Source organism: Aureimonas pseudogalii (genome assembly GCF_014196835.1).
Lineage (GTDB): Bacteria > Pseudomonadota > Alphaproteobacteria > Rhizobiales > Rhizobiaceae > Aureimonas > Aureimonas pseudogalii.
This window is the reverse complement of the sequence record NZ_JACIEK010000001.1, coordinates 530,426-545,055: the sequence shown is the minus strand read 5'-3', so window position 1 is coordinate 545,055 and position 14,630 is coordinate 530,426. Positions and strand designations below refer to the sequence as shown.

The window sequence follows — 14,630 nt, the reverse complement described above, 5'->3', positions numbered from 1 at the left end:
GACAGGATGCCGGATCGCTCTTCGGGACGGGTCGGCCGGCCTCCCCCTGTCGAACGCGCTGCCGGTATCCGGCGGCCTTGGCCCCATCCGTTGCAGGACGAACCGCATGAAGCTCGACGGCAAGACGGCACTCGTGACGGGCGGCGCCCGCGGCATCGGTCTCGGCTTCGCGCAGGCCTTCGTGCGCGAGGGGGCGCGCGTCGTGCTGGCCGACGTCGATCTCGCGCGGGCGCAAGCGGCGGCCGAGGCGATCGGGCCGGCGGCGAGCGCGGTGCGCCTCGACGTGACCGATCTCGCCGCCATCGAGACGGTGGTGGCCGAGGTGGACGCGCACCAGGGCGGCATCGACATCCTCGTCAACAATGCCGCGATCTTCGACATGGCGCCGATCACCGACATCACGCCCGAGAGCTACGAGCGGGTGTTCTCGGTCAATCTGCGCGGGCCGCTCTTCGTGATGAAGGCGGTGTCGAACGCGATGATCGCGCGCGGGCGCGGCGGCAAGATCATCAACATGGCGAGCCAGGCCGGGCGCCGGGGCGAGGCGCTGGTGCTGCTCTACTGCGCCTCGAAGGCGGCCATCATCTCGGCGACGCAGTCGGCCGCGCTCGGCCTCGTGAAGCACGGCATCCAGGTCAACGCCATCGCGCCCGGCGTCGTCGACGGCGAGCACTGGGATCAGGTCGACGCGGCCTTCGCCAAGTGGGAGGGGCTGGCGCCCGGCGAGAAGAAGGAAGCGGTCGCGAAAGCCGTGCCGATCGGGCGCTTCGCCCGGCCCGAGGACATCGCGGGGCTCGCCGTGTTCCTAGCCTCGGCGGACAGCGACTACATCCTGGCGCAGACCTACAATGTCGACGGCGGCAACTGGATGAGCTGAGCGGGAGCCGGCGTCATGGTGCGTTCGCGAGCCCGCCTCCCGGCCTCCGACAGGCTGCCGCGCCTGCCGGGAAAAGGCGAGACGGAGCGCGCGCCGCCGCCGCGCACCATGGCGGCGTTCGCCGCCTTCGTCGGCCTGTCGCGGCCGACGGTCTCGCGCTTCTTCAACGATCCCGCGTCGCTGCGCGAGACGACGCGCCGCCGCATCGCCCTCGCGGTGGAGGCGTCCGGCTTCCAGCCCAACCTCCTCGCCGCCAATCTCGTGCGCCGGCGCTCCAACATCGTCGGCATCATCATCCCCGATCCCGTGGATCCGTTCTACACCGCGCTGACCCGGCGGGTGCAGGCGATCGCTTCGGAGGCGGGGTTCCATGCCTTCGTCCTGTCCTCGGATGGCGACCGCACTGAAGAGGCGCGGGCGGTGGGCACGCTCGCCGCGATGAGCGTCGCCGGAATCATCGTCGCGCCGCTCGGTGGGTCCGAAGGCGGCGGGGCGCTGGAGCGGATGCAGACCGACATCCCGATCGTCTACGTCGATTCGCCGCCCGCCCGCCCGGCGGCCTTCGTCGGCACCGACAACCGCGCCTCCTTCGCGCTGATGGTGGATCATCTCTGCGACACCGGCACGCCGCCGCGCTTCCTCGCCATGCCCGCCGTCAACGCCAACGCGGCGAGCCGGGCCGAGGCCTATGACGCGGCGATGCGCGCGCGCGGCTTCGAGCCGATCCTTCTGCCCTTGCCGAACGCCCGCGACTGGGATTTCGAGCGCGTCGGCTTCGAGGCGAGCGCGGCATGGATCGCGGCGGGCGGCGTCGCCGGCGCGACGGTGCTCTGCGCCAACGACCGGCTGGCCTTCGGGGCGCTCGCCGCGGCGTGGCAGGCGGGCGTCCGGGTCGGGCGCGCAGAGGCCTGCGACCTTCGCATCGCCGGCCACGACGATCACCCGCTGTCGCGCTACGCCTGCCCGCCGCTCACCACGGTGGCGCAGGACTACGACGAGATCGCGGGGCGAGCGATGGCAATCCTGTTGCGGCGCCTCGCCGAAGAGGCGCCGGCCGCGGCAGGGGGCGAGGATTTGGTGCTGCTCGGCGCCCGCGTGGTGGCGCGGGAGTCCGCATGAAACGAGAAACGGGGGAGGGCGGCATGGATGCCACGGGACGCAAGGTGCTGGTGACGGCGGGCGAGATCCTCGTCGAGATCATGGCGACGCAGGTGGGGCAATCCTTCCGCGCGCCCGGCCCGCTGGTGGGGCCGTTTCCCTCCGGCGCGCCGGCGATCTTCATCGACCAGGCCGGGCGGCTCGGCCAGCCCTGCGGCATGATCGCGGCGATCGGGGCCGACGATTTCGGCACGCTCAACTTGGATCGGCTGCGGGCGAGCGGCGTCGACGTCTCGGCGATCGCGGTCCACGGGGACGCGCCGACCGGCACCGCCTTCGTGCGCTACGCCGAGGACGGCAGCCGCGCCTTCGTCTTCAACATTCCCTTGAGCGCCTCGGGCCGCATCGCGCTGACGAAGGAGGGGCGGGCGCTGCTGGAGCGGGCCGACCATTTCCACGTGATGGGCTCCTCGCTCTTCTCGCCCGCCGTGGTCGCCGTCGTGACGGCGGGGATCGAACAGGTGAAGCAGCAGGGCGGCACCGTCTCGTTCGATCCCAACATCCGCGCCGAGATGCTGGAGGCGCCGGGCATGCGCGAGGCGCTGTCGCAGATTCTGGAACGCTGCGACCTCTTCCTGCCGAGCGGGCCGGAGCTCTTCCTGTTCACGCAGGCGCAGACCGAGGAGGCCGCCGTCGCCGAGCTTCTGGCGCGCGGCGTGCGGGCCGTGGTGGTGAAGAAGGGCGCGGATGGCGCGAGCTATCACGACTGCGAGGGCACGGTGTCGATGCCCGCCTTCGCGGTGGAGGAAGTGGACCCGACCGGGGCGGGCGACTGTTTCGGCGCCGGCTTCGTCTGCGCCTGGCTTGGCGGCGCGGCGCCGCGCGAGGCGCTGCGGCAGGCCAATGCCTGCGGCGCCCTGGCGGTGGGCACGAAGGGGCCGATGGAGGGCACGGGAACTGCCGAGGCCGTCCGCCGCTTCCTGGCGGCGCAGCAGGAGACGACGCGATGACCAACGCCACCGAACGCTTCGCCGCCATCGCCCGGCGCTACGCCGCCGGCGAGGCGACGGGCATCTGCTCCGTCTGCTCGGCGCATCCGCTCGTGATCGAGGCGGCGCTGCGCCACGGCGCGGAGCGCGGCAGCGACGTGCTGATCGAGGCGACCTGCAACCAGGTGAACCAGGACGGCGGCTACACCGGCATGAACCCGGCCGACTTCCGCGGCTTCGTCGAGCGCATCGCCGCTGAGGTCGGCTTCCCGCTCGATCGGCTGGTGCTCGGCGGCGACCATCTCGGGCCCAATCCCTGGAAGGCGCTGTCGGCCGAGGCGGCGATGCGCAAGGCCGAGACGATGATCGAGGCCTTCACTGAAGCCGGCTTCACCAAGCTGCATCTCGACACCTCGATGGGCTGCGCCGGCGAGCCCGCCGCGCTGCCGGACGCCGTCGTCGCCGAGCGTGCCGCGCGGCTGGCGAAGGCGGCCGAGGCGGCCGCGGCACGCGGTGGCAGTGCGCTGCCGGTCTACGTGGTGGGAACCGAGGTGCCGGTGCCCGGCGGCGCGCTCGAGGCGCTCGACCATATCGAGGTGACCCGCCCGGAGGCGGCGCGGCGCACGATCGAGGTGCATCGCGACGCCTTCGCCGCACTCGGGCTGGAGGCCGCCTTCGGGCGGGCGATCGCGGCCGTGGTGCAGCCCGGCGTCGAGTTCGGCAATGCCGAGATCGTGGTGTTCGATCCCGCTGAGGCCGCGGCGCTCTCCGCGACGCTGCGCGACATGCCCGGCTTCGTCTTCGAGGCCCATTCCACCGACTACCAGCCCGCGGCCGCCCTGAAGGCGCTGGTGGCGGACGGCTTCGTGATCCTCAAGGTCGGGCCGTGGCTGACCTTCGCGCTGCGCGAGGCGCTCTATGGCCTCTCCGACATCGCCGATCTCCTCGATCCCGGGGTGCCGAGCGAAACGCTGCCCGAGACGATGGAACGGGTGATGCTGGCCTCGCCCGGCCACTGGCAGAAATACTATCCCGGCAGCGACGCCGAGCAGCGCATCGAGCGGCACTACTCCTTCAGCGATCGCATCCGCTACTACTGGCCCGAGCCGGAGGCGAGCGCGGCGGTGGAGCGCCTCCTCGCGCGGCTCGGCGAGCGCGAGATCCCGCGCCCGCTCGTCAGCCGGCATCTCGGCCAGCTCTACCCGATGGTGGAGGACGGTTCGGTGGAGCCGACCGCCCGAGCCCTGCTTCTCGGCAGCGTCCGCCGAGTTCTCGACATCTACGCCGAAGCGACGGGGCGCTGATCCGCTTGAAAGCGGACGACGCGACTCGGAGCCCGGAGGAAGCGACGTCGCCTTGCCAAGCGGGTGTCGTTCGCCGTTTGATAAGGGCCATACACGTAAAGGCGTCCGCTCCCGGACGATGAAGAGAATGCCGGAAGCGGAACTGAACTTCTCGACCCGATCGGAGCGGCGGATCCACGGCTCGATCGCGGAATGGCTGGGCCGGCGCATCGTCTCGGGCGAGCTGGCGGTGGGCGAGGCCGTTCCCAAGGAGCTCGACTTCTATGTCCAGGCGAGCGTCGCGCGGGGCACCTATCGGGAGGCTCTGGGACAGCTCGCGTCCAAGGGGCTGCTGGTGAGGCGCACGCGGACGGGAACGCGGGTCGCCCCGCGCGAAGGCTGGTCGCTGCTCGACCCAGACGTCCTGCGCTGGTTCTTCGAGACCGGTACCCCGCCGGACTGGTTCATCCGCGCGCTCTACGAGTTGCGGGCGATGGTGGAGCCGCCGTCGGCCGCGCTGGCGGCCGAGCGGCGCACGGAGGCCGACCTCGCGGCGTTCCGTACGGCGCTTCATGCGATGCGCACCTGCGAGATCACCGAGGACAGCTGGCATCAAGCCGATGCCAGCTTCCACCAGACGATCCTGCGGGCCTCGAAGAACCCGATCCTCGTGACGTTCGAGGCCGGCATCCGGTCGGCGGTCGCCTTCACCACCGCCTTCCGCTACCGCGACATGCCCAATCCGCACACGCGCAACCCGATCGACGAGCACGCCGCCGTGTTCGAGCGGATCGAGGCGCGCGACGCCAAGGGCGCACGGCGCCTGATGGCCGAACTCGTCGACACCGCGCTTCTCGACAGTTCGGGCACGACGGTTGCCGATCTCGCGCTGCCGCGTCTCACCCCTTCACGCCGGAAGAAATCATGATCGCCTCCGTCACCCGCTTCTGGAAGACGAGATAGGCGAGGGCGACGGGCGCGGCGGCCAGAAGCGCGATCGCCATCAGCCGCGCGTAGACGACGCCGAAGGAATCGTTGACCTGCGTGATGCCGACCGGGATCGTCATCATGCTCTCGCTGGTCTCCACGAGGAACGGCCAGAGAAACGCGTTCCACGACGTGATGAAGGTGATGATCGCAAGCGCCGTCGTGATTCCCCAGTTCAGGGGCATATAGACCCGCCAGAGCAGGGTATAGTCGCCGCCGCCGTCGAGGACCACGGCCTCCTTCATCTCCTTCGGCACGGCATCGAAGAACTGCTTGTAGACGATGATGACGATCGGCACGACGAGCTGCGGCAGGATGATGCCGGCCCAGGTGTTGATCAAGCCGAGCTGGCTCATCAGGATGAACTGCGAGACCACCAGCGCCTGCGCCGGGATCATGAAGCTCGCCAGCACCACGCCGTAGAGGATGCGCCGTCCGGGAAAGCGCATCTGCGACAGGGCGTAGGCGCACATCATGCCGGTGACGATCACCACCGCCGTGATGATGAGCGAGGTGCCGACCGAGTTGAGGTACCAGGTCGTCAGGCGCGTGTTGAAGATCGCGTTCGAATAGGACGCGAGGTTGAACTCGTCGGGGAGCACGCCGGCCCCGGCGCTCACCACCCTGTCCTCGGAGCGCAGCGAGGTGACGATCGCCCAGTAGATCGGGAAGAACCAGACTGCGCCCGCGATGAGGGCGAGCACCGTCAGGAGGCCGTTGGCGACGCGGGCGCTTCTCATCGACGGCCTCCGATGCGCAGCAGTTGGAACTGGAGGACCGACAGGCCCATGATGAGGACGAAGAGAACGAGGGCGATGGCCGAGGCGTAGCCGCCCTGGTTCAGCTGGAACGCCGCGCGGTAGACCATCATCAGAAGCACGTAGGACGAGTTGAACGGGCCGCCCTCCGAGAGGAGATAGACTTGGTCGAAGAGCTTGAGCTGCAGGATCAGCTGCAACGTGAGCACGAGCCCGGTGACGGGCCAGAGGAGCGGCCAGGTCACGCGGCGGAACTGCTGGCGCCGCGTCGCGCCGTCGAGCGCGGACGCCTCGTAGAGATCCTGCGGAATGTTGCGTAGCCCCGCCAGGAAGAGCAGCACGTTGAACCCGTTGGTCCACCAGATGGTGACGACGGCGATGGCCGGCATGACCCAGACCGGATGCTTGAAGACGGGGATCGGGCGCCCGGTGAAGAAGGTGATGACGTTCTGGAGAACGCCGAACTGCTGGTCGAGCAGCCAGAGCCAGATGGTGGTCACCACCGAGACCGGCAGCACGTAGGGCAGGAAGAACAGCGCCAGGATCAAGGCCTGGAGCCGACCCGACAGGCGGTTGACCATCAGCGCGATGCCGAGCGCGATGAGCGTCGTCGGAACGACGGTGAGAGCCAGGAAGTAGCCGTTGTTCTTCAGCGACGTCCAGAACAGGCGGTCGCCCAGGAGCTTGCGGAAATTGTCGAGACCGACGAAGGCGCCGTCGCCGATCAGGGTGGAATCGGTGAGGCTGAGCTGGGCGATGCGGAAGGCGGGGTAGAGGAAGACCAGACAAAAGATCGCGATGAACGGCAGCACCAGCGTGTAGGCCGTCAGGACATGCTTTCGGCGGTTCTGCAGCATCGCCATGGTGGTTTCTCCTCGATCGAGCCTGCACGAAAGCCGGGCGGCGGTCGATCCGCCGCCCGGCCAGGAATGGCGTGGCCTCAGTTCAGAAGCCCCTGGAGATCGCTCTTCATCTGCGCCACCGCATCGGCCGCGGGCATGTAGCCGTGGATCGCGGGGGAGATGATGTTGACGGCTGCGTCGTAGACGGGAGAGGCGACGCCGGCGATCTTCGAGCGCGGATCGTAGACGGCGGTCTCGGCCAGCGGCGCGTAGGTGGCGTTCGGCTGCATCGCCTTGTACTCGGCGCTCTCGGCCACCGGCTTGTAGGCCGGGATATGGCCGGCCTCGGCCCAGCGGAGGGAGTTCTTCTCCATCCAGCCGATGAAGGTCATCACCGCCTTGCGCTTCTCCGGGCTCATCGTCCTGTCGCCCTGAACGGGAATCGCGAAGGCGTGGCTGTCGGCCCAGGTCGCCTGCTGGCCCATGATGTTGGGCACCTCCACCGCACCCCATTCGAAGCCGAGGCGACCGGTGGCCTGCAGGTCCTTCATCGTCGGCACCTCCCAGACGCCGTTGATGCTGAAGGCGGACTGGCCGGAGGTGAAGAGCGCGACGGAGGCGGGGTAGAGCGCCTGCTCGGGCTGCCAGCCCTGCTCGTGCCAGCGCGTCATGGTCTCGACGGCCTTCGTGGCCTTGGCCTCGTTGTCGCCGGTCAGCACCTCGTTGCCGTTGGTGATCAACTCGCCGCCCTGCTGCGCCAGCAGGGTGTAGAAGACGCGGAACACGCCGCCGTCGTCGCCCGTCGCATAGGTCAGCGGCGTCGCCGAGCCCTTTTCCTTGGCGGCGGCCATCGCCTTCTCGAAGCTGGCGAGGTCGGTGATCCCCGTGAGATTGCCGTTCGCATCGAGGAACTCGGTGCCCTTCAGGTAGGTCTTGTTGTAGTAGAGAACCACCGAATGGATGTCGAAGGGCACCGCGTAGAGCTTGCCGCCGTCGCTTGCGGCCTCCAGAGCGTTCGGGAAGAAGTCCTCCTTCTTCAGCCCGGCCGCCGCCAGATCGTCCGGCGTCACCTCCGTCAGCACCTTCTCGGTCAACGCCAGCGGCAGGCGCGAGAGGTGGTAGCTCATGACGTCCGGTCCCTGGCCGACCGCGGCCGAGGTGCGGACCTTGGTGTAGAAGGGAACGCCCCATTCGAGCGAGGTCGCCTCGATCTTGATGTCGGGATGCTCCTTGTTGAAGTCCGCCAGCAGCGCCTTCATGCGCACGCCGTCGCCCCCCACGAAGAAGTCCCAGAGCGCGACGGTCTCGGCCGCCTGCGCCGGCAGGATCGCCAGCATCGTCATGGATGCGGCGAGCAGCACCTTCAGTTTACGCATCGTCATTCCTCCCTTGTCGTTGTGCGGACCGCATGGCCTCCACCATCGCGGGTCCCTTGAATCTCGATCGGATCGTCAGTGCAGGCGCTCGCCCCCTTGCGAGAAGACGAGGATGTCCTCGCCGTCGGCGGTCACGAAGACGCGCCGGCCTTCCATGCCCTCGCGGCTGCCGCGACGCTCGATCACCATGTCGCCGCCCCCCGCGGTGCGGGCATGGAGGTAGGAGACGCCGCCCAGTTCCTCGATCATCTCGATCGTGACGGGCATGCCCTCCTCGGCCAGCCGGAGCTTCTCGGGCCGCAGCCCGAGCACGACCCGCGCCCCGCTGCCGGCGGCCTGCGAGGCCATGGGAAGGTTGAATTCCTGCGTCTCGCCCTCGACCCGGACGCGCGTGCGCCCGCCCTGCGTCGAGAGAACGTTCGCCTCCACGAAGTTCATCGCGGGCGACCCGATGAAGCCCCCGACGAAGCGGTTCGCCGGATTGTCGTAGAGGTGGAGCGGGCGGCCGGCCTGCTGCAGCTCGCCGTTCTTCAGCACGAAGATGTCGTCGGCGAGCGTCATCGCCTCCACCTGGTCGTGCGTGACGTAGATCATGGTGGCGCCGATCTGGCGGTGGAGGCGCGTCAGCTCCAGCCGCATCTGGACGCGCAGCTCGGCGTCGAGATTGGACAGCGGCTCGTCGAACAGGAAGACTTCGGGCTGGCGTACGATGGCGCGGCCGATGGCGACGCGCTGGCGCTGGCCGCCGGAGAGCTGCCCGGGCTTCTTCTGCAGGTGCTCGTCGAGCCGCAGGATGCGCGAGGCTTCGCGCACCTTCTCCTCGACCACCGCCCGCTTCGCCCGTGCCAGCCGCAGCGAGAAGGCCATGTTCTCGTAGACGCTGAGATGGGGATAGAGCGCATAGGACTGGAACACCATCGCGACGCCGCGCTTGGCGGGCTCCACGGAGGTGACGTCGCGCCCGCCGATCTCGATCGTGCCGCCGCTCGTGTCCTCCAGCCCCGCGATCATCCGCAGAAGCGTGGACTTGCCGCAGCCGGACGGGCCGACGAAGACGCCGAAGCTGCCCTTCGGCACCTCCAGCGACACGCCCCGGATCACCTCCGCCGAGCCGAAGGACTTGCGCACGTTCGTGAGTTTGACGCCCGACATGATCGCGGCCTCAGACCGACAGACGGATCATGTGGTAGGACAGCGGCGCGAGCTTGCCCCGCAGGCGATCCCCGTCCATCGCGACGCCGGTTCCCGTCGTCGGCACCACGGCGTCCGGCGCCGTCGGCCCGTTCGTCTCGCGAAGACCGTAGCCGGCCATCGTCCGATGTTCGGCGACGCGAAGGCCGCCGAAGCCGCCGAGATGGCAGTCGAGGTCGAGCGTTTCGGTGAGGTGGCGGTTGATGGCGAAGATCGTCACCGTGCCGCCCGCGTTCTCGATGGCCGCGACGTCGAGATAGGGCACGTCGTGGGCCACCTGGCAGTCGTAGGTCGGGCCGTCGACGGCGACGCGCAGGGCCCGTCCCCGGCCGTAGAGCGAGGCGAACTGATAGGGCCAGTAGATCGTCTGACGCCAGGCCGGGCCGTTCTTTTCGGCCCGGATCGGCGCGATGACGTTGACGAGCTGCGCGATGCAGGCGATGCGCACGCGGTCGGAGCGGCGGATGAACTCGTTGAGGAGGCAGCCGACGAAGAGCGCGTCCTCGAAATTGTAGTCCTCCTCCAGAAGGTCCGGCGCCTCCGGCCAGTCCCACGAGCGCCAGCGACGGCTGTCGTCCTCGCGCTTGTGATACCAGACGTTCCACTCGTCGAAGCAGATGTGGACGTCGTTCTTCGCCCGTTTCTTCGCCTTCACGAAGTCGATGACGCCGCCGATCGCCTGGATGTAGCGGCCGGTCTCCTCGACCTTGCCGAAGAAGTTCAGCGTGTCGTGGCTCGAATTGCCGAAATACTTGTGCAGGGAGATGTAGTCGACGTTCTCGTAGCACTCCTCGAGAACCTCGCGCTCCCAGTCCGGGTATGTCGGCATCTCGTCGTTGGAGGAGCCGCAGACGATCATCTCGGCCTTCGGCGTGAGCGCGCGGAGCGCCTTGGCCGTCTCGTCGGCGAGGCGCCCGTATTCCTTGGCCTCCTTGTGGCCGATCTGCCAGGGGCCGTCCAACTCGTTGCCGAGGCACCACATGGTGACGGCGTAGGGGTCGGCGACGCCGTGGCTGCGGCGCAGGTCCGACCAGAACGTGCCCGACGGGTGGTTCACGTATTCGACGTAGTTGCGCGCGTCCTCCAGCCCGCGCGAGCCGAGGTTCAGCGCCAGCATCATCTCGATCCCGGCGTCCTTGGCCCAGACCGCGAACTCGTTGAGCCCGACCTGGTTCGTCTCCTTCGAGCGCCAGGCGAGATCCAGCCGCACCGGGCGGTCTTCCTTCGGGCCGATGCCGTCTTCCCAGCGATAGGCCGAGACGAAGTTGCCGCCGGGATAGCGGATCGCGGGAATCTGCAGATCCTTCACGAAGCGCATCACGTCGCGCCGGAAGCCGTTGGCGTCCGCCTCCGGGTGCCCGGGCTCGTAGATCCCGGAATAGATGGCGCGGCCCATGTGCTCGATGAAGGCGGAATAGAGCCTGTCGTCGATCTCGGCGATGGCGAAACCCCGGTGGATGACTGCGCTGACCTGCATCGTGAACCCTCGATTTGTCGGACAAATAAGGCGAAGCGGCAGCGTCCTGTCAAGCCGCGATGTGAGGCGAGCGACGCCGCGTTCCACGGGCGCGCTGCGGTGGGTCGGGCGTGGGTCGAACGTCTGCCGGCTCTTCGGCGTGATGTTTCCGGGTTCCTGCGTGAGCTGAAAATCTGCCTCACCCGGTTCGGGGAGAGGGCATCGGCCGGGTGGTAAGTCCGCTATAATATATCCAAAGCATTCCAAACTTATAGCAATCAAAACAAATAACTTTTCTTAATAATTCATTCATTACATGCAACGGAACTGGTTAATTCCGCTTCGATGCAGCATTCATTTCCATCGAGAGCCGCTATTGTTGGTCTCGAAGATCATCTGATACCGAGGATATGCTATGCCTGACGCCGCGAAGAGTGCTCCCCTTTCTGGAAATGCCGTCGTCGACGGACTGATGCTGGGAGGTGCATGGTCCGGCCCGACCATCACCTATAGCTTCAAGCATGGTGACATGAACAAGAACGGCGTCAGCGATTTCGACGAGGGAGACTGGAAATCGTTCTACCGCGAGATCAACTCGAACGTCGAAACCTTCACCAAGCTGAAATTTCAGGAAGTCTCCGGGCTCGGCAACATCAACTTCCGACTGGATGAAGGCGGCGGCGGCGAGTCCGGCGTGCCGGTGTTCGGGGTGCGCGACGTCGAGACCGCGGTCGGGATCAATCCCGACGTCGCGGGAGCCGCGGCGGTGGTGCGGCTCGGCACCTATTCGGTCACCTGGTTCCACGAGTTCGGCCACGCCCTCGGGCTGAAGCACACCCACGACGCCGAGGAGGGACTGTTTCCCAAGCTTCCGGGCGTCGTCGAGCCGGGCGACCAGGGCGCGACCTATCTCAACTCGCAGATCAACACGGTCATGGGCTACACGTCCTCCTTCCTGTCGGAGGACAACCCCTTCACCGACGCCGTGGACTTCGGCACGCAGGTGAATGCCCAGCCCGGCTCCTTCGGCGCCATCGACATCGCCGCCCTCCAGCATCTCTACGGGGCGCGCGCCTACAACACCGGCAACGACGTCTACCGCTTCAGCGACGACGTCGATTTCAACAAGGGCTATTCGACGATCTGGGACACGGGCGGCTCCGACACGATCGAATATGAGGGGACGAGCCGGGCCAAGATCGACCTGCGCGCCGCGACGCTGAAGGACGAGATCGGCGGCGGCGGCTGGATCTCCACCTCCGAACCGCTGACCGGCGGCTTCACCATCGCCAACGGCGTCACGATCGAGAACGCCAAGGGCAATGTCGGCGACGACATCCTCGTCGGAAACGACGTCGCCAACACGCTCACGGGGCTGGCCGGAAACGACGTCCTGCGCGGCAACGGTGGAAACGACCGCCTCGACGGCGGAGAGGGGGACGACACGCTCGTCGGCGGAGCGGGCTCCGACACCGCCATCTATCGCAACGCCTTTTCCAGCTACACCCTTCGGCTGGAGGGCGACGTGACGGTGATCACGGGAGAGGGCGTCGACCGGCTGGAGACCGTCGAGACCGCGATCTTCTCGGACGGCACCTACGATCTCGTCGGGCGCGTCTTCTCGCCGACCGGAACCGAGCCCAATCCACCGGCCGACACGCTGATCGGAACCGACGATGGCGAGACGCTGGTGGCGACGAGCGGCGCGGACTGGCGTCTCGAAGGGCTCGGCGGGCACGATAGCCTGATTGGCAATATCGGCCGGGATCATCTGGACGGCGGCGACGGCAACGACCGGCTCGACGGCGGCGCCGGCGCGGACACGATGATCGGCGGCGCGGGCGACGACGTCTTCATCGTCGACAACCGAGGTGACGTGCTGGTGGAGGAGGCCGACGGCGGGTTCGACGTCGTGGAATCCTCGATCAGCTTCACGCTGAGCGCCGATTTCGAGAACCTGCGGCTGACCGGCACGGGCGCGATTTCCGGCACCGGAAACGATCGCGACAACGCCCTCTTCGGCAACGATGCGGCGAACGTGCTGACCGGCGGCGACGGCAACGACTGGCTGAATGGCGGCGGCGGCGTCGATCGCCTCGTGGGCGGGCGCGGCGACGACTATTACGTCGTCGACAACGTCCGCGACGCGGTGACCGAGCGCGCCGCCGAGGGAACCGATCACGTGGAAAGCTCGGTCTCGTTCCGGCTGGGCGCCAATATCGAAAACCTCTATCTCGTCGGCAGCGCCGACATCGAGGGAACGGGCAACGAACTGGCCAACATCCTCGTCGGCAACTCGGCGGCCAACGTTCTGCGGGGCTATGCCGGAAACGACATTCTCATCGGCGACGGCGGAAACGATCGCCTGATCGGCGACGGCGGAAACGACCGCCTGACCGGCGGCGCCGGCATCGACGAACTGACCGGCGGCGCGGGCAGGGACGTCTTCATCTTCCGCAACGGCGACACGGGCTCGACACGGATGGCGGCCGACCGGATCACCGACTTCCAGAAGGGCGACGTCATCGACCTCAGCGAGATCGACCGCGGCGGCACGATCGACCTCCACTTCGTCGGGAAGGCCGCCTTCACCGGCGCGATCGGCGACATCCGCTTCGCGCAGGCCAACGGCTCGACCTTCGTCGAGGCAGACCTCGACGGCAACAGGGTGGCTGATTTCGTCATCGCTCTGAACGGCGTGCAGACGCTGGCCGCAGCCGACTTCCTGCTCTGAGCGCGGTGTTCGCACCGCGGGCCGAATGGTTTCGGCAGGGGCTGACGCATCGCGATGCGGGGTGACGGACGAGGGCGGGACACGAGAAGCGGCGTCGCCCGTTGCTTGCAACGCCATTGAACGAACGGCAGCGGGAGGGAACCGATCGGTTTCCTCCCGCTGCCGCGAGTCGTCGTCGGATCGGCGGCGGAGCCCGCGTCGCCGACGTTTCATCCCTCGGGTGCCGAGGTCGTCTCGCATGTTGCCGACGGGACGCGCCGGTCGCGGCGCTCGCACCGTGTCCGTGCTTCAAGCCGGGAGCAGACGACGTCGCCCGGCTTGGCTCCGCGCTTCGGCGCTGCCTTTCCCCGAACCCGTCTATCCCCTGTCGGGACGATCCGCGTCAGGACCCGCGGACGGGTGTGAGCATGACGTTCGGAGGCCGGCGCGTTGCCCCGACATCGTCTTCCCTGCGGCCGCATGGTCGTTTCGCGTCGATCTGTCGTGATCTCGAGGCTCGGCGTCTGGAGTGAGATTGCCGACCTCGGGTCTTGGAGAACGGCATCGGGCTCGGCCCATCGTTCTCGGCGGTATCGACATCCCCGCCCATCGAAAGGCGTCGGTCGAAGGCGGGCTGCGGGAGGGGCTGGAGATGGCGGTGAAGCGCTCGGCCGGTCTCGTGCCGGCGATGGCGGCGAGGCCGGCGTGATGGCCGATGGCGCAGGGCGTGTCGCCCCGCTCGCCTCGCGAAGGGCCGGTGCACCCGCGCGCTCACGCCGGTCCGCCATTTCTCTCGTGTAGCGGACGTGACGAGGTCGGGCGTCTGCCGGTATCCGCCAAGTGCTGCCAACCCATCCGGCGTCGGGCTCTCCGCCGGTCAGTGCGCCGCCCCAACACGGTGCGCCGGTGGCTGGACCGGACAGCATCGACTGCGCCGAGGCCCAGCGGCTGTGGCGGCCGACGCTCGGACGATGCGCCCCTCGCTAACCACGACCGAAAACCGCTGCAAGCGTTCTCGCCTCGCGAGTGCTTTCTCAGTCGCAGGACACAACGGCAGGCT

At 68.0% G+C, this 14,630-nt stretch carries 12 protein-coding genes; 7 read left to right on the top strand and 5 right to left on the bottom strand.

The annotated features are described in order from the left end of the window. Positions 1–106: 106 nt before the first annotated feature. The 5 genes from GGR04_RS02550 to GGR04_RS02530 all read left to right on the top strand — a co-directional run bounded on the left by GGR04_RS02550 (position 107) and on the right by GGR04_RS02530 (position 5,175). On the top strand, positions 107–877 hold the full coding sequence (locus tag GGR04_RS02550; RefSeq protein ID WP_183197520.1) for an L-iditol 2-dehydrogenase: 771 nt from the start codon (positions 107–109) through the stop codon (positions 875–877). Positions 878–985: 108 nt separating this feature from the next. Next, positions 986–1,996 carry a LacI family DNA-binding transcriptional regulator gene (locus GGR04_RS02545; protein ID WP_183198993.1) on the top strand — a complete coding sequence of 337 codons (1,011 nt, stop codon included), beginning with the start codon at positions 986–988 and terminating at the stop codon, positions 1,994–1,996. After that, positions 1,993–2,985: a tagatose kinase gene (locus tag GGR04_RS02540; RefSeq protein WP_246392637.1), complete on the top strand. Its 993-nt coding sequence runs from the start codon at positions 1,993–1,995 to the stop codon at positions 2,983–2,985. Before GGR04_RS02545 ends, GGR04_RS02540 begins: the two co-directional genes overlap by 4 nt. Then, the gene (locus GGR04_RS02535; protein ID WP_183197516.1) at positions 2,982–4,268 is read left to right on the top strand and encodes a D-tagatose-bisphosphate aldolase, class II, non-catalytic subunit; all 1,287 of its coding nucleotides are present in this window, start codon (positions 2,982–2,984) and stop codon (positions 4,266–4,268) included. The genes GGR04_RS02540 and GGR04_RS02535 overlap by 4 nt, the downstream gene beginning before the upstream one ends. Before the next feature lie 127 nt (positions 4,269–4,395). Beyond that, complete coding sequence (locus GGR04_RS02530; RefSeq protein WP_183197514.1) at positions 4,396–5,175, top strand: FadR/GntR family transcriptional regulator; 780 nt, start codon at positions 4,396–4,398, stop codon at positions 5,173–5,175. Here the strand turns inward: GGR04_RS02530 and GGR04_RS02525 are convergent. The 5 genes from GGR04_RS02525 to arfA all read right to left on the bottom strand — a co-directional run bounded on the left by GGR04_RS02525 (position 5,147) and on the right by arfA (position 10,878). Beyond that, on the bottom strand, positions 5,147–5,974 hold the full coding sequence (locus GGR04_RS02525; RefSeq protein WP_183197512.1) for a carbohydrate ABC transporter permease: 828 nt from the start codon (positions 5,972–5,974) through the stop codon (positions 5,147–5,149). The two genes, GGR04_RS02530 and GGR04_RS02525, sit on opposite strands and share 29 nt — an antisense overlap. Further along, positions 5,971–6,849 (bottom strand): carbohydrate ABC transporter permease, encoded by an 879-nt coding sequence (locus tag GGR04_RS02520; protein ID WP_376769822.1) that lies wholly within the window; start codon positions 6,847–6,849, stop codon positions 5,971–5,973. The genes GGR04_RS02525 and GGR04_RS02520 overlap by 4 nt, the downstream gene beginning before the upstream one ends. An 83-nt stretch (positions 6,850–6,932) precedes the next feature. Next, the gene (locus GGR04_RS02515; RefSeq protein WP_183197509.1) at positions 6,933–8,210 is read right to left on the bottom strand and encodes an extracellular solute-binding protein; all 1,278 of its coding nucleotides are present in this window, start codon (positions 8,208–8,210) and stop codon (positions 6,933–6,935) included. A 75-nt stretch (positions 8,211–8,285) separates the two neighbouring features. Further along, the gene (locus GGR04_RS02510; protein WP_183197506.1) at positions 8,286–9,362 is read right to left on the bottom strand and encodes an ABC transporter ATP-binding protein; all 1,077 of its coding nucleotides are present in this window, start codon (positions 9,360–9,362) and stop codon (positions 8,286–8,288) included. A 10-nt stretch (positions 9,363–9,372) separates the two neighbouring features. Then, positions 9,373–10,878, bottom strand: coding sequence for an arabinosylfuranosidase ArfA (arfA, locus tag GGR04_RS02505; protein WP_183197503.1), 1,506 nt, complete (start codon positions 10,876–10,878; stop codon positions 9,373–9,375). 394 nt (positions 10,879–11,272) lie between these two features. Between arfA and GGR04_RS02500 the strand changes: the two genes are divergently transcribed. Beyond that, positions 11,273–13,591 (top strand): M10 family metallopeptidase C-terminal domain-containing protein, encoded by a 2,319-nt coding sequence (locus GGR04_RS02500; protein ID WP_183197502.1) that lies wholly within the window; start codon positions 11,273–11,275, stop codon positions 13,589–13,591. 508 nt (positions 13,592–14,099) lie between these two features. Further along, the gene (locus GGR04_RS02495; protein WP_183197500.1) at positions 14,100–14,279 is read left to right on the top strand and encodes a hypothetical protein; all 180 of its coding nucleotides are present in this window, start codon (positions 14,100–14,102) and stop codon (positions 14,277–14,279) included. Positions 14,280–14,630 lie beyond the last annotated feature (351 nt).